Raw genomic sequence first — 18,358 nt, 5'->3', positions numbered from 1 at the left:
CCGGTTCCATATGACAGATACGATATGAGCGTGATTTTGCTGTAGCGGTTAGGCGAGGTAGGTCCGCTGGGTGTTCAGCATGGTCGACACGAATCCTTGCGTTTATCAAATAAGTTCATGGGCGTAGGGGAACGTGGCGGCTGCAGCCGGTCATGACGTGGGCCTCCCTGCGATCTGGTTGCGATTGCGGCATTTTGCTATCGTCAGCGGCCTTGTGCCAGCACCAATACCGATCTTTCCACGGATGAAGAGGATAGCGTCATGACCATGACCTGGGGGCTGTGCGGCCCGGATCACGTGGGTAGCGAGCGACGCACCCGCACACTCGATATCGGCGCGGCGGTGCGCGATTACAACGAGCGGGCCGTGCCCGGCATGGGCGCTGTCTGGTACGCCAAGCAATTGCTGCTGGCGACCTTGGGTGTTGCCCTAGCCCAGGGCCTGCGCCGGCACGGAATGATGCACTCGAATATCGCCGTGGCCAATGCCGTGGAAGCCTTGGGCTGCTATTTCGCACTCACCCACTACAACGGCCAGGGTGATAGCCGGGTCCGCGGATCGGAGAAATTGCGCGGCAAGGCCGGTTTTGACTTCAAGACCCTGTGCAAGCCCGGCTTCTATGTCAGCCAGCCGATGCGCATGGGCTCCGGCCAGGCCTTGCTGGCCCTTGGGCTGGTGCGTGCCCAGGGCGAACGCTTCAATGCCTTTGCCTGTACGGGCTTTGGCCGGGAGTTCATCAATGCCTGCTGCGAGGATGACGGCGCGCTGCTGGAGACCCTGGTGCAATGGGCGCTGAAAGGCCGCGCTGTGGGCGACCTGAAACCTGGCGTCCGGCAGCTACTTTCACCGCTGCACGGGTTGCCCGTAGCCGCTCGTGTGTTGCTGTCGCGGCGTATCGACAGCGGCGCAGGCGGTGGGGAGCGCCGCGTCGCCATCCGTCGCTGGCTGGCCGCCCGTCACTCCGAGCCGGCGGGGGCGTTCGACTGGCACTTGCGACCTGATGCCATCGACCCCGAGCACTGGAACGACCTACACTACGGCGCGTTGTTCTTCCAGGTCCAGGATGCGGCCTACGATGCGCTCAACGCACTGGAGCAGCATCTGGCAGTACTGAGCACGCTGCGCTTCAGGTTGGGCAGTGTCCTGCCCGAGCGTATCGCCACGCGCCTCGATCACCTGCGGCAACTGGCCCGCCTGTTCCTTGATAATCCGTTGGCGCAACAGACAAACACCGTGGCCGAGGCCTTCTGCCGCGAATGCGCAGACCCCGACGATGCGGACCTGCTGAGCTACTTGGTCCGCCGCGACGACCGGGTGTTGCGTCTGCGCGGCCGGGATGTTGTGCCCGGCTCTGCGTTTCTCCACCAGGGCGCGCCAATCGACGGCGACCAGGTGATCGAGGAGGTCACCGAGGCGCCAGCCCATGCAGCGCTGCCCGCATGGATCTCCCACCGTGTTGAGCGCCTGCGGCGTCTGGACCTGGATCTCCAGGGCCTGGCGCAGGTCAGCACTTCAGCGAAACCGAGCACTGCCATCGAAGAGGTGAATCCATGAGCCAGGTGCCTGCTTCTCTCGTACGGCACTTCGAGGCGCCGGAGGGTTTCACCGGTCAGTTCGGCTGGCTGTGCGGTTTTTCCGCGGACGAGGGTTTCCTCAACGAGGCCCTTGAGCGTTTCACCTACCAGCAGGCCAATCAGCGTGCCTACGCCGGGCAGACGTTTCTGGCGCTGATGCTGGACCCGCGTGCGGTCCAGATCGACCCCATCGGGGTGCCGGGCCTGTTGCACCTGCCGTGGGCCAACGGCAAGCTGCCGTTCAACCTGATGCACGCCAAGGTGGCGCTGCTGGCGTTTCGCAGTAAGGACACCAGCGGTGCCTGGTGCCTGCGCCTGCTGGTGTCCACCGGCAACTGGACGCGACAGACCCTGGAGCAGAGCCTCGACCTGGTCTGGTGCCTGGACTTGTATAGCGATGATCTGTTGTCGCCATCTGACGCCACCCGCCAGGCGTGCGCGGACATCAATAGCGCCTGGGTACTGCTGGATTGGCTTCGCACCCATTACGACCGGCGTGCGCTGCAGGCCAATCCGCTGACGACCGCTGCCGTGGCGCAACTGGACGAGTGTCTGCTCAAGCAGGTCAAGCCCTGGGCAGCCAACTTAATCCCGCGCTTCTTCCATAACCGCAAGAAGTCCCTGCTCGACCAGTTGCCAGCCAAGGTGCTGCATGCCTCGGGCCGTGGCAGCGCGCGGAACTACCTGGCCATGGGCTCGGGTTTTTATGAATCGTCCTTGGCCGACGATCAGTCATCGGTCCCGCTGAGCATCGTCCGGCGCCTGCGCGGTGAAGAGGGTGAGCCCCGTCTGTTGACGGCGAGCAGCTGCGTGGACCTGTTCGTCAACGAGGCGAGCTGTCAGGGCATCGCTGATTCCGTCCCTCTATTGACGGCGGCAGGCATCAACGTAAAACCTGCGGTCCAGCCGGCCTGGTTTGCTGAGCAGCCCCAGCGCACCTTGCACGCCAAGTTCATCTTCAGCGCCAGCGAGGTCGGCCACTCGGGAAAAACCGCCAGCCCCTGGCTTTACCTAGGCTCGGGCAACCTGACCCGACAGGGCTTCACCCTGCAGATGGGGCGCTTGAAAGGCAACCTGGAGGCAGGTGTGGTCTTCGCCCCTGAATCGATGAACTGGTATCCGGCAAAGCCGGGCGTCGCCGACCCGCAAGCGATCGGCTATCGACTGCCGATCCAATGGGATCAGGAGTGTGCCCCCGAGAACCTGCGCCAGGGCCAGGACCTCGAAGTGGGCGACGAGGTATTCGCCGCGGCCCCTGTGGCCTATCTCGTCTGGCGGGATGCAGAGACGCCGGAGCACGGCTGGTTGAGCGCCGACGCGCTTGCGCAGCCGGCTTGCTCGCTGCTGGACACTTCGGAGCAGGTGTGTTCCTGGGTCGAGGGAGAGGGCTTCGCCTGGTCCGGGCCGCAACCCCGGCAGGTGCGGGTCGCATGGCAGGACGCGGGGGCGACCCGGACTGCCGTGGTGCCGGTGCTCGACGGATTCGGCCGTTTGGCCGCCACCGGCTTGCTGGACATCAGCCTGGAGGACGCCTGGCTGCAGCTCGACGGATTCCCACACGCCCCCAGCGAAGACGAATTGCCCAATGCGTTTGATCCCTTCCAGGACCCGCCTGAGCGGAAGGGCAGCCGAGCATCTGCGGGGGAGGCAGCGCGCTACCCGATCCGGCAGATGATGGAACTGATCGAAAGCATCGCCGCAAAACAGACCGCCCTAGAGCCTCGGGACTGGCCGCTGTGGTGTGCCCGCCTGGAGCAGTCCCTCAGCCAGGCTGCCGGCTGCGAGCTGTTGCAGCAGTTCATGGCACTTGAGCTCAATCCTCTTCACGCGCTGCGTCAACCGGCATTCAGGCCAGATTTCGCGGAAATGGCGGATGGCCCGGAAGGTCAGCGCTACGAGATGGCACTAAGCACCATCGAAGCTCATTGGAAGCTCGGCAGTGCATTTCCCCTGGGGGCTGCGATATGACACGGACGGGCTTCAGCTGGGCGAAGGTTTCGGCGGCCCTGCGCAGGCGGGTGGCGGAGCAAGAGCAGTTGGCGGGCGAAAAGGGTGAGGCGGTTGCGCACCTGAACAAGGGCCAGCGCGCCAGCGTGCTTGCGCTGGCCGAGCGCATCGGCGAACACGGTGTCGTGCTGGCTGACGAAGTGGGAATGGGTAAGACCCGTATCGCCGTCGAACTGATTGGCGCAGTCAACGAGGCCGGAGGCCGCGCTGCGATCATTGCGCCGCCGGGGTTGGGCTATCAGTGGCAGGACGAGTTGAAACGCGGCGGTGTCGCCGTGCCCGATATGCTTCGCGGGCTGCTGGGTTATTTCGAAGCCTGGGGGGCCGCCGAGGTCAGCGAGCAGACCCCGTGGTTCGAAGTGCCGACGGTGCTGCTGTCCCATGCCTTCGCCAATTGGCGCCTGGGGGAGGGTACCCGGCGCTGGCGCAGGGAGTTGGTGCCCGAGGTTTTTGCGCAGTGGCGCAAGGCAACCGCAGCCCGGTATCCGAATGGTTATCTGCACTCGGGCGAATACGATGAGTGGATCACCAGTGCCGCAGTCAGTATCGTCGATGCGCTCCGGGAAAATCCCCGGCAACCCGCCAGCACCTGGTTGAGCGACGTCACTGCACAGCACCCTTGGCCTCACCCGGACGTCTATACCGACTACGGCAACGGCAGCCTCTATCGAAGCTGGCTAGAGCAGACCGTCGGGATTGGCCTGGGTGCGTTCGATCTGGTAGTGATCGACGAAGCCCATAAAGGTCGCGGTAGCGACGGCGGCCTCAGCCGCTTGCTCGGTATGCTCTCCAGCGCGGCGCAATGCCGACGCCTTTGCCTGACTGCGACCCCCGTGGAATTGGACGTCCAGCAGTGGAGGCAGACCTTCGAGCGGCTGGGGCTGGACGAAGCCGTGTGCGACCAACTTCAGCCGGTGATCGACGACTTTGACCAGGCCATCCGTCACCTGCGCATCCACTGGCGCTCAAGCGATACTGCACGGCATCGTTATGAGGCGGCGGCCAGCGCCTTCCAGACCATGCTCTGCCCCTATCTACTGCGCCGGGACAAGCGCGAAGACGCTGACGTCCTGCGCTTCACCGAGCGCACCCGTGGGGAGAGCCATCGCAATACCCGCGAGCCGGTCAGCGTGGATGTCCAGCGCCTGGCGCTACCCTGGCGTCAGGCCGTTTGCGCGACCGAGGCGCTCTCGGTGGCGTCGCGGCTGGAGGAAAACGCCAGGGCCAAGCGCCTGCGCCTGACCCTGGCCAACGGTCACGGGATCGCCGACCTGCTCGGGCAGATCAACGAACCCGTGGAACCGTCCGCATCGACGCCGGACGATCCACTTAATCCGCTCGATGAAAAGCGCCAGCAGCGCGTGCAATGGTGGTTGAAAATCGCTGCACAGGCGTTCCAGCGGCCTCATCACCTGTTCGAGCATCCTGCGATCCTGGCCACGATCAGCGCCATCGAAGCGGTGCATGAGCGCAAGGAGAAGGTCCTGGTGTTCGGTCGCTTCACCGCGCCCATGCGCGCCTTGGTACGCTTGCTCAACGCCCGGGAAATGCTGCGCAGGCTGGACGCCGGTGCGTACTGGCCGCAGAGCGTTATCCGCGCCGATGATACGGATGATCATTCCGAGTGGGCCGCGGTACAGGTTGCCCATCGCCAGTTGCAGTCCCCTCTGGACCTTGCCGCGATCCCCGACCTGTTGTCCCGCCAGTACAACAGCCAGGGCGCGCGCCGTGAGCAACTGCGCCGGCGTCTGCTGGAGTGGCTGGATGCGGGGCTGGGCCAGCACGAGCAACTGCCCCGGGCCATGTTTGGATGCCTCAGGGACGCCGAACTCAACAAGGACCTGGCTGATGCAGCCGAGAAGCATCCCGTGGCGCTGTTCACCCGGGCGATCCTCGGCCTGACTGGCGATCAGGCCGGATCACCGACCCCCGAGCATGTCTGCGCGGCCTTCCGCCATTTACTGGAGGCCGCCAGCGACCGGTATGCGGACGACAGCGACATCGCCCACGACGAAGTGGCCTTGCAATGGGAGCCGCTTCTGGTACGCCTGCAGGAAGAATATGCCCACCAAGAGGGTGGCTTCGCCCGCTTGATGTCTGGCGGCACCGAGCAATCCACCCGCCGCCTGTTGCAGATGTCCTTCAATCGCCTCGACAGTTTCCCCCGGGTGCTGGTGGCCCAGTCGGCCGTGGGTCGCGAAGGTCTCAACCTGCACCTAGCCTGCCGCACAGTGATTCTCATGCACCCGGAATGGAACCCCGGCGTGGTCGAGCAGCAGATCGGCCGGGTCGATCGGGTGGGTAGTCACTGGAGCCGCCAACTGGACGAAGCGTTGGAACGGAATACTCCAGCGGCGAAGCTACCACGCATTGATGTGCATCCGGTGATCTTCCGAGGGACCTACGATGAACATAACTGGAAGGTTTTATTGGACCGTTGGGATGACCTGCGTGCTCAGTTACATGGCGAGGTGATCCCTGCACGAGAGGCTGAGGGAGATTTGGAGTATGAGGAAGTGTTGGCGAATTTACAGGCTAGCGCGCCTTGCTTTTCTCCGTTACGGCGGTAAATGCAGACTGTCATCGCGACGATGTGATGGTCAGGATAATGCCCAGATGCTTGTCAGTTTGCAGGCCGCCGCTACAGGACAGCAATGACGGTTGGGGGCATCCTCTTCAAGCCATCAGAAGCATGCCCTCAAATATGCCCCAAATGTAGCAATGAGCTGGAAGTAAATGGCACTTTTAGGCTAGGAAAACGCAGAATTGATCAGCTAAAAAGCATGCGCAAAGCCCTTAAAGACTGTCAGGGTCGCCGAAGAACATCTGTATCCGTGACCGCAGCCAGCGCTCCGCCGGGTCGTTATCCTGCGCGCCACGCCAGGCCATGTGCAGCTCGAAACTACGTACCGGTATCGGCAGGTCCTCCGCCCGCAACCCGCCGGCAGCCGTCAGCGCATCGGCGGTGTAGTCCGGTACCGTCGCCACGATATCGGTCCCCGCCAGCAAGCTCCCCAACCCGTTGAATTGCGGTACCGCCAGCACGACATGGCGCTTGCGACCCAGCTCGTCAAGCGCCTCGTCGATAAAGCCAGACAAGTCCCCGGCAAACGACACCAATGCATGTGGCCGCGCGCAGAAGTCGTCCAGGGTGATGCTGCCAGGCACGCTGTCGGCGCGCAGCAGTTTCGGCGCGCTGCGGCGCAGCACCTTGCGCTTGGCGTTGGCGGGCAGTTCGCTGGTGTAACTGACGCCCACCGAGATTTCCCCTGAGGCCAGCAGGGTCGGCATCAGCAGGTAGTTCACCCGGCGCACCACCAGCACGATGCCAGGGGCCTCGGCGCGAATGCGCTTGAGCAGTTGCGGCAGCAGGGCGAACTCGGCGTCGTCCGACAGGCCGATGCGGAATACGGCATTGCTGGTGGCAGGGTCGAATTCGGCTGCGCGGCTGACCGCGGTGGAAATCGAATCCAGCGCGGGCGACAGCAGCGCGAAGATCTCGTGAGCCCGTGCCGAGGGCTCCATGCTGCGGCCTGTGCGTACGAATAGCGGGTCGTCGAACAGGTTGCGCAGGCGCGACAAGGCCGCGCTGATGGCCGGCTGGCCCAGGAACAGTTTTTCCGCTGCACGGGTCACGCTGCGCTCGTGCATCAGCGTTTCGAACACAATCAGCAAGTTGAGGTCTACACGACGCAGGTCGTTTCGATTCATCGGTGCGCTTCGCCTGAAGGGGGGCAGGGGTGAATCTTAAGGCCAAAGGCTGTTACCCTGCACGGGTTTACGGGTGCCAATTGCAGGGAATGTCAGGTGCCCAATCGATGACAGGCATGTCGACTATTAATGACCACTGGTGGTCTAACAGCAAAAGCCCGGATAGAGTCAGTGGTAATTAGAGGTTCACAAAGGCGAGGTTTGCGATGTCCCGCATGATCCGTTTCCACAAGTTCGGCGCTGCCGATGTGCTCCGTTGCGAGGAGCAGGCCGAACCGTCTCCCGCTGCCGACGAAGTGCAAATTCGCGTCGAGGCGGTTGGCGTCAGCTGGTATGACGTGCTCTGGCGGCAGAACCTGGCGCCCTCGCAGGCACGCCTGCCGGCCGGTATCGGCCATGAAATGGCCGGTGTGGTGACGGCGGTCGGTGAAGGGATCGAAGACATTGCGGTGGGTGACCGGGTTGCCAGTTTTCCCGCTACCAGCGCCAATGACCACCCGGTATACGGGGATGTCATCGTCCTGCCACGGACCGCGATCACACGCTATCCGCAGGTGCTTACCCCGATCGAGGCCAGCGTGCACTATACGCCGCTGCTGATTGCCTATTTCGCCTACGTGGACCTGGCACGGGCCAAGGCCGGGCAGACTGCCCTGGTCACCGACGCCAGCCACTGTGCTGGCCCCGCTTTCGTGCAGTTGGGCAAGGCGCTGGGGCTTAAAGTGTTCGCCGCCACCAAGGATGCCGAGCAGCGTGACTACCTGCTGGGCCTGGGCGCCGACAAGGTGATCGTCACCGAAGAGCAGGACCTGTTGATGCAGGTTGGCAAGTACACTGACGGGCGCGGCGTGGACATGGTTCTGGACGGCATGGGCGGGCCGCAGATGTCGTTGCTGGGCGATGTGCTGGCACCGCGGGGCAGCCTGGTACTGTATGGCCTGCAAGGCGGCAACCAGACGCCGTTCCCAGCCTGCGCGGCCTTCCAGAAAAACATCCAGTTCTACGTGCACTGCATCGGTAACTTCACTGGCAAGCCGGAACTGGGTATCAGCCAGGACCAGGTGGCGCTGCAGCGTGCCTTGCGTGACATCAACCAGTTCACCGCCGACCAGTTGCTGACCCCGCAGATCATCAAGGTGTACCCGTTCGAGCAGGTGGTGGAGGCGCATCGCTACATGGACCAGTGCCCTTGCGGTGGGCGCGTGGTGTTGGATATGGCGCAGCATTGACCGCTGCAGTTCACCGTGAACCCGGGCCAGCCCCGGGTTTTTTGTGCGCGGAATAAAGTAACGTCATCGTTAAAGTGGGAATATTCCTACAATAAAAGACGAAGCGGACTACATATAAGGCATTCATTAAATGCCACCGGAAACATGCCGCCAATTATTTGCGGTTGCATGTGGGTGGTTCGAGGGTCAAGGTGAATTTGGCGCTTTGCTGAATGGTTTTTTTACCGTGATCTGTATCTTCAATTCGCTTCGCATCACTCGATAATGGCGCAATGATACTTTGTGCAAGGAGTAACGGATGCGTACGGCTAGGCCTGAGTCAGAGCATTGCAGGGGTGAATTCTTCTCCATGGCCTGGCGACAGTGAAGGCTCACGTCACTTTATTCAATTGTAGGAAGTTTCTTCTGTAAAAGCCTGGCGCAGTGTAAGCCTGAACAACTTGCTTGGGCGTGCGCCGGCGACTTGAAGTGGTGAGGTGATCCGTGACTGCTATTCACGACCAGGCAATGCATTATATCTACCAGCAAGTACTCGAACGCTTGCTCGCCCATATGTCACAGGCGCAACGGGCCTCCTTGCAGTTGTTGATACAACGTTTATTGGTAGCCGCAGGCGGGCCTGAATATATCGGCACCTTTCGCCTGCAGGTATTGCAAGGCAGTGACCGCCAGGGTGCGCGGCTGCTGGCGATGTTGCGTGCTGCGCAGCTGAGCATCGCCATGCGTGCACCGGTTACTTTTCAACTGCGCGTGCTGGTGGTGAGCTTGCCGGTGGCCGGCAGCCCTACGCTGCAAGGGCTCGATCGAGGCTTCAGTGCGCTGTTCATGCAGGATGACCCGCGGGTGCAACTGCAAATGATCGAGGGGCGCGAAGTGGTGCCGTTCAGTTGCCGCCCCCGTCTAGCGTCCGAGCGCTGGTTGCCGACCAGGGAAGCGCTGCTGATGTTTGGCCACCTGGTCGATGCCAGGCCAGAAGCGGTGCTGGGTAGCCGCCTGCACCTGGAACTGGCGGCGGCCGTAAGCTTCGCGCTGCAGGCTCAGGCGCCCGCCGACGCAATGGTCACCGCCTTGCCCGCAGGGCAGCGCCGCCGCTACCTGGCGTGGGCGCTGCGTAGCCAGCGCCTGGCGGGGCAACGTGGCCCTTACCTGGCGCACCATTGCCTGTCGACGCTGGCCGAGGGCCTGGCGGGCTTGCAAGGGGCCACGGGGCTGGCGCCCGGCAACCCGGCGGATCAGCCTGCGGGGGCCGCGCTCAAGGGGGGGCCGGTGCGGCTGATAGCCATTGATGACCTGCTGCCGCCGTTGCTGGGCGGGCAGCAGTTGGATGCCATGCTGGGCTGGCACTTCGCGGCGGGCGAGACGGCCTGCTCGCCGTTGGCCGCGTTCGTCGACCCATTGGCCTTGGCCCAGTTGCAGGAACTGCGGGCCCGCAGCTTGGAGCCTCAAGCCACCCGGCCGCCCTTGAGGCTGGCGGGGGCGCCGGGCGACAGCAAGCCTGCCGACGAACCTGTGCTGCAGTTTGGCAAGGCCTATGGCCTCAGCCAGGCCCAACTGGAATGCCTGCTGTGCAAACCGTTCGCCAGGCAGGGCAAGAACCTCGAGCGTTTTCTGCGCGCTCGCCATGCCGACATGCTGGTGGCGTTGCCTTACCTGCACCGGGCCATGCAAGGCAAACCTTGCCCCGCGGCGGTCAAAGCCTGGCTGGTGAACACCAGTGGGCTATCACTGGCGCAACTGCGGGCAGTCTACGGCGGTAAGATGCCGCTACCTGCGTGGCGCCTGCTCAGTGCGTTGGCGCGCCGCGACGCGCACTTGCGGCTGTTACCGCGCCACGCCGCTGAACGGCGGCACAGCCCCATGAGGCAACCTTGATGGCGCGAACAGCGGCCGGCGAGTTCGCTTATCGGCGGGTCTACCGCTACCTGGAAGCGTTGATTGGCCAGGCGACGGCTGGTGGTCCGAACCGGCTGCCGTCCTTGCGTGAGCTGTCGCGGCGGCTGCGGGTATCGCTGGCAACGGTGCAGAGCGCCTACAGCCTGCTGGAAGAGGAGGGCCGCGTGCACTGCCTGCCACGCTCGGGCTATTTCGTTCGCCTGGCTGACCTGCAGCAATGTGGCATGCCCCGGCAGACGCCCCAGCTCGCACAACCGTTGCTGGAGCGCGCCTTGTTCACCCACGAGCGGCGCTTGGCCCGCCAGCGCGAGCGCGGCGCTGGCCCTTGGGAAGTGCAGGGCAGTGCGCGCCTGCGCGACGCGCTGGCGGAGCGTTACACCCGTTGCTCGCGCCAGTACTGGCGGGCCGATGACGTTCAGTTGGCCCCGGATGTGCCGGCGTTGCTGGAAACGCTGCTTGCAGCGCTGGCCCTGCAAAGGGGCACCACGGTGCTGGTACAGTCGCCCTGTTGCGGGCACGTGCTGCGTGCTTTGGCGCGCGCTGGCATGCGGGTGTTGGAGGTGCCACCCGATCCACGTGGCAACCCGGACCTGCAGGCCGTGGCCAGGCTGTTGGGCTGCGAGCCGGTCCGCCTGCTGGTGATGCCGTCCTGCCTTGGCCTGCCGCAAGGGCGGCTGGTCTCCCTGCATTACCAGCAGCAGCTTGGCCTGCTGTTGAGCCAGCACAGCGTGTGGCTACTGGAGAACGACCTGGACAGCGAGCTTTGCTACAGCGGCCCACCCGCGACCCGCCTGCGCGATTGGGTCGATCCGCGCAGGTTGATGATCATGGGGGCGTTCGAGGCTGCAGTAGGGCCCGAAGCGCCGTATGCCTACGTACTGAGCCTGGATACCGCCCTGGCCAAGGCGTTCTCCGAGCGGGCGTTCCGCCTTGCGCCGCTGCGGCTGTTGGCGCTGGCCCACCTGTTGGCCAAGGGCGATATCGAAGCGCAACTGGTGGCGTTGCGCAGCAACCTGCAGCAGCGCACGCAAAACCTCGCCTGCGCGCTGACCGCGCAGTTTGCCCAGCGGGTGGTGCTGGAGCCCCCCCAAGGCGGGCCCATGCTGTGGGTGCGCTTCGAGCAGCCGCTGGCCTGGGATGCCATTGCCACGGCCTTGGCAGGTTGCGCATTGCATGCATTGCCGGGGGAACAGTTCAGCTTGCACGGCCGCTACCGGCAGCACCTGGCGCTGATGTGGCTGGGCGACTGCCCAGGCGACCTGCAACAAGCCGTGCAGCGCCTGGCACAGGCCCTGGAACTTCGCCGCAGGCGGGTGCGGCGGTTCCCCGCTGAATCATAGGGCACTGCATGTCCAAGGGCGCGTTCGCAGCCGTTCTTGCAGGGGCGAGCTGACCCACGGCACTTGCCAGGCCCTGGGTCTGTATGTATAACCAGTGCCTTGTTCCCGCTACCTGACCCAGTCCGTGATTGCCCACTCCGTCGACGACCCGTTCTATTACCTGCACAACTTCCGCCAGGTACTGCTGTGGGTCGAACAGCGCTACCAGGACCTGCTCGATGAACAGGAACTGGCGTTCATCCATGCCTTCGGCCAACTGAGCGCGCCAGCCCAGGCCTTGATGGTGCGCATGGTGATGCGCAAGGGCGAACTGTTTCGCAGCGACCGCCTCGTCTATGAGGAAATAGGCGACACCGAACTGGCCCTGCAGCCACTCAAGGCCCTGGGCTGGGTCCGCGAGCCCGAGCAACTGCACTTGGAGCAACTGTTCGCCTTGCTGCGCAAAGACGAACTGGCGTGCTGTTTCGCCGCCCAATTGAGCCGCCCGCGTGCCGCCAAGCATGACTTGCTGGCCCAGCTGCAGCCGCTGCAACTGGCCGCCCGGTCTCTGGCCGAGTGGTACCCGGGCAGTGAGTTGCGCATCTTGCAGTGGTGCCTGCAACCGCTCTGCGACCGCATGCGGCTGCTGTTCTTCGGCAACCTCTACCAGGACTGGTCAGAGTTCGTGCTTGCCGACCTGGGGCTGCTGCGCTACGAGCAGGTGCCCTTCAGCGCCGATTCGCGTGCCCTGCAGCAACGCGCCGATATCGACCTGGCCATGGTGCTGCATGAGTGTGCCGAGCGCCTGGAGCAGGGCGAACACCCTCAGTCGGTAATCACGGCAATACAGCACCTGCACTGCGACAACCCTTGGCTGGCCCGGCGCCGTGCGCAATTGCAGTTCGCCCTGGGCCAGCAATGCGAGCGCCTGGGTGACTGGGACCAGGCCATGGCGGTTTATGCGCAGTGCAGCCATGCCCAGGCGCGTATTCGCCAGGTGCGGGTGCTGGAGCGCAGCGAACGTTGGCCGCAGGCCCATGCCCTGGCGTTGCAACTGGCAGCGGCACCGGCCAATGCACTGGAGGTCCAGGCGCTGGAGCGTATGCTGCCACGCCTGGCCCGCAAGCTCGGTGGCCCGCCACAGCGCCGCCAGCGCGTGGCACCGCTGGCACTGATCGAACTGGAATTGCCCCGTGAGCACGCCGCGCTAGGCGTTGAAGAGGCCGTGCGCCAGCACCTGGCCGCCGAGGGCGGGCAAGCCCACTATGTGGAGAACACGCTGTTCAACAGCCTGTTTGGCCTGCTGTGCTGGGAGGCGATCTTCGCCCCTGTGCCTGGCGCGTTCTTCAACCCGTTCCAGGCCGCGCCGCAGGACCTGCACGACAGCGACTTCCAGCAGCGCCGTAGTGCCCTGTTCGAGCAATGCCTGGCGCGGCTCGACGATGGTAGCCACCACCAGGCGATCCTGGATTGCTATGCAGCCAAACACGGGCTGCAGTCACCGTTCGTGTTCTGGTCGATGCTCAGCGAGGCGCTGCTGCAGCAGGCCCTGGCCTGCCTGCCGGCTGCGCAGTTGAAGCACTGCTTCGTGCGCCTGCTGCAGGACATTCGCAGCAACCGTGCGGGCATGCCCGACCTTATCCAGTTCTGGCCCGAGCAGGGGCGTTATCGCATGGTCGAGGTCAAAGGCCCCGGTGACCGCCTGCAGGACAACCAGTTGCGCTGGCTGGCGTTCTGCCAGGAGCACGGCCTGCCCGTCGCGGTCTGCCATGTGCGCTGGAGTGACGCCGCTTGAGCTACAGCGTGGCGGTGCGTGCCTTGTGCGAGTTCAGTGCCAAGGTCGGCGACCTCGACCTGCGCTTCACGCCGTCGCCCACCGCCCAGGAGGGCATCGAGGGCCACCAGCGGGTAGTGGCCCGGCGTGCGGCCGGCTACGAGTCGGAAATTACCCTGGAGGGCCAGTTCGAAGGCCTTCGGGTGCGGGGGCGTGCTGACGGTTACGACCCTGCCTGCAACCGGCTGGAAGAGATCAAGACCCACCGTGGCGACCTGGCCCGGCAACCGGCCAACCACCGCCAACTGCACTGGGCGCAGGCCAAGGTGTACGGCTGGCTGATGTGCCAGGCCCGGCAACTGGCGAGCATCGAGGTGGCTTTGGTGTACCTGGACGTCGACAGCGATAGCCAGACCCTGTTCAGTGAGCACTGCACGGCCGCTGAGTTGCAGGCATTCTTTCAGGTCCAGTGCCAGCGCTTTCTGGGCTGGGCCCGCTTCCAGCAGCAGCGCCTTTCCGAACGTGACCACGGCCTTCAGGCGCTGCGTTTTCCCTACCCAGCGTTCCGCCAAGGCCAACGGCAACTGGCAGAAACCCTGTACAAGGCGGTGAGCACTGGCCGTTGCCTGATGGCCCAGGCCAGCACCGGCATCGGCAAGACCCTGGGTACCTTGTTTCCGTTGCTCAAAGCCATGGTGCCCCAGCAACTGGACAAACTGTTCTTCCTCACGGCCAAGACCCCGGGCCGGGCGCTGGCCCTGGATGCCATGCGCCAGATCACCACGGGCGATACCCAGCCTGGGTTACGCACCCTGGAACTGATCGCCCGCGACAAAGCCTGCGAGTACCCGGACAAAGCCTGCCATGGCGAGTCCTGCCCGCTGGCGGCCGGCTTCTACGACCGCTTGCCGGCCGCGCGCACGGCCGCCGCGGCCGTGCCGATGCTGGACCGTACCCAGCTGCGCGAAGTGGCCTTGGCGCATCAGGTGTGCCCTTACTACCTGGGCCAGGAGATGGCCCGCTGGGCCGACGTTCTGGTTGCCGATTACAACTATTACTTCGACGCCCACGCCTTGCTGTTCGGGCTGACACAGCTCAACCAGTGGCGGGTCGCGGTTCTGGTCGACGAGGCTCACAACCTGGTCGAGCGCGGGCGGGGCATGTACAGCGCCAGCCTCGATCAGGGGCAGTTGCTGGCGTTGCGCCAAAGCAAACCCCATGGGCTGGGCAGTGCGCTGGACCGCCTGAACCGCCAGTGGAACGCCCTGTACAAAGAGCAACGGGCACCGTACCAGGCCAGCGAAGCGCTGCCGCATGACCTTTTGCGCGCCCTGCAGCAGTGTATCGGGCTGATCCAGGAGCAGATGAACCAGGCGCCCACGCACATCGACCCGCAGGTGCTGCAGTTCTTCTACCAGGCCTTGCAGTTCAGCCGGGTAGCCGAACTGTTCGACGAGCATTTCCTGTTCGATATCAGCCAGCGCCAAGGGCCGCGCAAGCGCCGGCTGGCGACCTTGTGCCTGCGCAATGTCACCCCGGCACGGCTGCTGGCACCGCGCATGCGCGCGGCGCGCAGTGTCACCCTGTTCTCTGCCACGCTGAGCCCGCGGCAGTTCTACAGCGACCTGCTGGGCATGCCGGCCGATACGGCGTGGCTGGAAGTGGCAGCGCCGTTTCGTGCCGAACAACTGCAGGTGCGCATTGCCAGCCAGGTGTCTACCCGGTACCAGCAGCGGCAGGCTTCGCTGGCGCCGATCGTAGAGTTGATTGCCCGGCAGTATGAGCGCCAGCCGGGTAATTACCTGGCGTTCTTCAGCAGTTTCGAGTACCTGCAGCAGGTCGCCGGGCTGCTGGCCGAGCGCTACGCGCAGATCCCATTGTGGGCCCAGGCCCCGGGCATGGACGAAGCGGCCCGGCAGGCGTTCCTCGACCGCTTTGTCGCCGACGGCCAAGGCATCGGCTTTGCCGTGCTGGGTGGTGCGTTCGGTGAAGGGGTGGACTTGCCGGGCACCCGCCTGATCGGCGCCTTCGTCGCCACGCTCGGGCTGCCCCAGGTCAACCCGGTCAACGAGCAGTTCAAGCAGCGCCTGGGTCGGCAATTTGGCGCGGGTTTCGATTATGCCTATCTCTACCCCGGGGTGCGCAAAGTGATCCAGGCAGCGGGGAGGGTGATCCGGGGGGACCAGGACCGTGGTGTACTGGTGTTGATCGATGAGCGTTTCGCCGAGCCGAGGGTGCAGCAGATGTTCCCGGGCTGGTGGCCGCAAGGCGAGCAGTGTACCTGACCGCTGCGTTCAGCACCTGGCACTGCGCAGGCAGGCCCAAGGTCGTTCAGGGGGCTCGATTGGGGTAAGATCACCTTCCATGCCTGATGCAAAGTCCTTGTATATCAAGGTGATGGCACTGTCTTGGGCCAGAATGGCCCGACCGTTAGTTTGTCATGCAGACTCGCTGGCATGCCGTTTTGATCTGCTCCAGCGTCGGCCCGCTGTGCTGCCGGCCAACGCCCCGCTACAGGATTCACGTTTTGTCCGACCTCTCGAAAAATCCGCTGCTGCAGTACATGGCCCGCCTGGCCCCATCCAGCCAGCAAACCATGCGCTACATCCTTCAGGACGCCGCCGACCGCTTGGGGTTCGTCGACTGCAATATCGTCGACGTTCCCTGGCATCGGCTCGAGCCCGGCCATGTGATCGCTCTGGTGGCCGCCCTGCGGGCCGATGGTTACGCGCCGAACAGCTCTTCGCTGTACGTCAACGCCATCCGTGGGGTGATGAACGAGGCCTGGCGCCAGGGCCTGATCGACCACGAGCAGTTGCTACGCATCCGCGAGGTCAAGCCGGCAACCGGCACCCGCCTGCCGCCCGGGCGCAACCTGCGGCGTAGCCTGATTCGCGAACTGATGGACGTGTGCGCTGCCGACCCGCGGCCGCAAGGGGTGCGCGATGCGGCGATCATTGCCTTGCTGTATGGCACAGGCATGCGCAAGTCGGAATCGGTCGACATCGACCTTGCCCAGGTTGATTTCGCCGCGCGCAGCCTGCAAGTGGTGGGTAAGGGCAACCACCAGTTGATCAAGTACGCGCCGCCTTGGGCGTTCGAGAAGCTGCAGGCGTGGCTCGACCTGCGTCGCCAGGCCCTGCCGGCCGGTGCCGAAGATGACCCGTTCCTGTTCAACCGCATCCGCCGCGGCAACCACATCACCCGGGCGCGTATCACCAAGCATGCCATCTACTACATCGCCCGCCAGCGCGGCGCGCAGGTGGGGGTCAAGATCATGCCGCACGACTTCCGCCGCGCGTTCATCACCCGGGTGATCGAGGAGCACGACCTGTCGATTGCACAGAAGCTGGCACACCATGCCAACATCCAGACCACGGCGATCTACGACCGGCGTGACGACAACGAACGCCGCCGTGCGGTAGACCGTTTCGACTACTGAGTGCCGACCAGCGTGCGCAATGGCAGCACCGAAACAGGGCCTGGGTGCGCCCCCGCTTTGTGCGGCCCCCGCGGCGGTGCCCGCTGGCGGAGCGACCGGTAAAAATAATTCATCTGCCTTCACCTGCGGAGTTGGCCCGCAACCTGCTATATCCAGCCTGCGAATTTGATCGAGTGGTCAGGCCGTGCGCCCTAACCGGCGCCCGCCGCTGACCCTCTTACCGGCCAGCAGGCCACGGTTTTCAGGGGCCGCAGGATGTCGCTCGCGGAGCAGATCGAACAACATCAAGACGATGCAGGCTGGAGCGCCCACCTGCAATTGCGCTTTGTCCAGCGTGCGGGCACGACCCGCCTTGGTGCATGGAAACATTTCGGACCTCTTTTGGTGCAGCGGCCCTTCTACCCGGAAGGTGCACCCTGCCATGTGTATGTACTGCACCCGCCGGGTGGCATCGTTGCCGGCGATCGCCTGGAGCTCGACATTCAGCTGGAAGCTGGCAGCCACGCCCTGCTGACCATGCCCGGTGCCAGCAAGTTTTACCGCAGCATAGGCCCGACCGCACGGCTGACCCAGCGCTTCCACCTGGCCGCTGGCAGCACCCTGGAATGGTTGCCTCAGGACAGCATTTTCTTCTCCGGTGCCCGTGCCCGGCTCGCCAGCCATTTCACCCTTGAGCCCGGCGCCCGGTTGCTGGCCTGGGAAACGCTGTGCCTGGGCCGCCCGGTGATGCTCGAACGGTTCGACCAGGGTGCCCTCGACAGCCTGTTGCACATCACCCTGGCCGGCGAAACGGGCCTGTATGAGCGCCTGCGTATCGAAGGCGGCCAGCTGGGCAAGCTCGGTGGCCACCCACTGTTAGCCACCTTCTGTGCCGCGCCGGCCGATCAGGCATTGCTGGAGCAGGTAAGGCCCATGCTCGATGAGCTGGGCACTCCTGCGGGCGCGACGCTGCTCGGTTCGCTGCTGGTGATCCGCCTGCTCGACCATGACAACCAACATTTGCAACGCACCCTGCAACGCCTGTGGCATGTGCTGCGCCCGGCCGTTCTCGGCCTGCCAGCCTGCCCGCCACGTATCTGGGCCACCTGAGAGAGCGCCATGGAGCTGACCCCAAGAGAGAAAGACAAACTGCTGCTGTTCACTGCCGCCTTGTTGGCAGAACGGCGCCTGGCCCGTGGCCTGAAACTCAACTACCCGGAGGCCGTAGCGCTGATCAGCGCCGCCGTGCTGGAAGGGGCCCGTGATGGGCGCACCGTCGCTGAGCTGATGAGCATGGGCCGCGAGGTGTTGAGCCGTGACCAGGTCATGCCTGGCATCGCCGAGATGCTTCACGACGTACAGGTCGAAGCGACCTTTCCGGATGGCACCAAGTTGGTGACCGTGCATGACCCGATCGTCTGAACCTGCCG

At 64.4% G+C, this 18,358-nt stretch carries 12 protein-coding genes; 11 read left to right on the top strand and 1 reads right to left on the bottom strand.

The genetic code is table 11. The annotated features are described in order from the left end of the window. The first annotated feature begins 261 nt into the window (after window positions 1-261). The 3 genes from K4A76_RS13090 to K4A76_RS13080 are packed head-to-tail and all read left to right on the top strand — an operon-like array spanning window position 262 to window position 6,151. On the top strand, window positions 262-1,554 hold the full coding sequence (locus K4A76_RS13090) for a hypothetical protein (protein WP_274410421.1): 1,293 nt from the start codon (window positions 262-264) through the stop codon (window positions 1,552-1,554). Further along, on the top strand, window positions 1,551-3,542 hold the full coding sequence (locus K4A76_RS13085) for a hypothetical protein (RefSeq protein ID WP_274410420.1): 1,992 nt from the start codon (window positions 1,551-1,553) through the stop codon (window positions 3,540-3,542). Before K4A76_RS13090 ends, K4A76_RS13085 begins: the two co-directional genes overlap by 4 nt. Next, window positions 3,539-6,151 carry a helicase-related protein gene (locus K4A76_RS13080; RefSeq protein WP_274410419.1) on the top strand — a complete coding sequence of 871 codons (2,613 nt, stop codon included), beginning with the start codon at window positions 3,539-3,541 and terminating at the stop codon, window positions 6,149-6,151. The genes K4A76_RS13085 and K4A76_RS13080 overlap by 4 nt, the downstream gene beginning before the upstream one ends. A gap of 226 nt (window positions 6,152-6,377) precedes the next feature. On the opposite strand, the gene K4A76_RS13075 is transcribed toward K4A76_RS13080, so the two are convergent. Beyond that, window positions 6,378-7,292 carry a LysR family transcriptional regulator gene (locus K4A76_RS13075; protein WP_029884809.1) on the bottom strand — a complete coding sequence of 305 codons (915 nt, stop codon included), beginning with the start codon at window positions 7,290-7,292 and terminating at the stop codon, window positions 6,378-6,380. A 206-nt stretch (window positions 7,293-7,498) separates the two neighbouring features. Between K4A76_RS13075 and K4A76_RS13070 the strand changes: the two genes are divergently transcribed. The 8 genes from K4A76_RS13070 (at window position 7,499) to K4A76_RS13035 (ending at window position 18,350) form a co-directional block, all read left to right on the top strand. Continuing rightward, window positions 7,499-8,521 carry a zinc-dependent alcohol dehydrogenase family protein gene (locus K4A76_RS13070; protein WP_054881113.1) on the top strand — a complete coding sequence of 341 codons (1,023 nt, stop codon included), beginning with the start codon at window positions 7,499-7,501 and terminating at the stop codon, window positions 8,519-8,521. Between the two features lie 483 nt (window positions 8,522-9,004). Beyond that, the gene (locus K4A76_RS13065; RefSeq protein ID WP_274410418.1) at window positions 9,005-10,393 is read left to right on the top strand and encodes a hypothetical protein; all 1,389 of its coding nucleotides are present in this window, start codon (window positions 9,005-9,007) and stop codon (window positions 10,391-10,393) included. Then, entirely contained in the window at window positions 10,393-11,754 is a 1,362-nt protein-coding gene (locus K4A76_RS13060; protein WP_274410417.1) for an aminotransferase class I/II-fold pyridoxal phosphate-dependent enzyme, read from the top strand. The genes K4A76_RS13065 and K4A76_RS13060 overlap by 1 nt, the downstream gene beginning before the upstream one ends. 124 nt (window positions 11,755-11,878) lie before the next feature. Continuing rightward, entirely contained in the window at window positions 11,879-13,528 is a 1,650-nt protein-coding gene (locus tag K4A76_RS13055) for a VRR-NUC domain-containing protein (RefSeq protein WP_274410416.1), read from the top strand. Then, window positions 13,525-15,792: an ATP-dependent DNA helicase gene (locus K4A76_RS13050; protein ID WP_274410415.1), complete on the top strand. Its 2,268-nt coding sequence runs from the start codon at window positions 13,525-13,527 to the stop codon at window positions 15,790-15,792. The genes K4A76_RS13055 and K4A76_RS13050 overlap by 4 nt, the downstream gene beginning before the upstream one ends. Before the next feature lie 242 nt (window positions 15,793-16,034). Beyond that, window positions 16,035-16,949, top strand: a complete 915-nt coding sequence (locus K4A76_RS13045) for a site-specific integrase (RefSeq protein WP_054912291.1) — start codon at window positions 16,035-16,037, stop codon at window positions 16,947-16,949. A gap of 255 nt (window positions 16,950-17,204) precedes the next feature. Beyond that, window positions 17,205-18,038, top strand: coding sequence for an urease accessory protein UreD (locus tag K4A76_RS13040; RefSeq protein WP_274410414.1), 834 nt, complete (start codon window positions 17,205-17,207; stop codon window positions 18,036-18,038). Between the two features lie 9 nt (window positions 18,039-18,047). Then, window positions 18,048-18,350: an urease subunit gamma gene (locus tag K4A76_RS13035; RefSeq protein ID WP_009685463.1), complete on the top strand. Its 303-nt coding sequence runs from the start codon at window positions 18,048-18,050 to the stop codon at window positions 18,348-18,350. Window positions 18,351-18,358 lie beyond the last annotated feature (8 nt).

Source organism: Pseudomonas sp. NEEL19 (genome assembly GCF_028751975.1).
GTDB classification, from domain to species: Bacteria; Pseudomonadota; Gammaproteobacteria; order Pseudomonadales; family Pseudomonadaceae; genus Aquipseudomonas; species Aquipseudomonas juntendi.
Note: the sequence above shows the minus strand (reverse complement) of the source record. Positions and strands in the feature narration are given on the sequence as shown.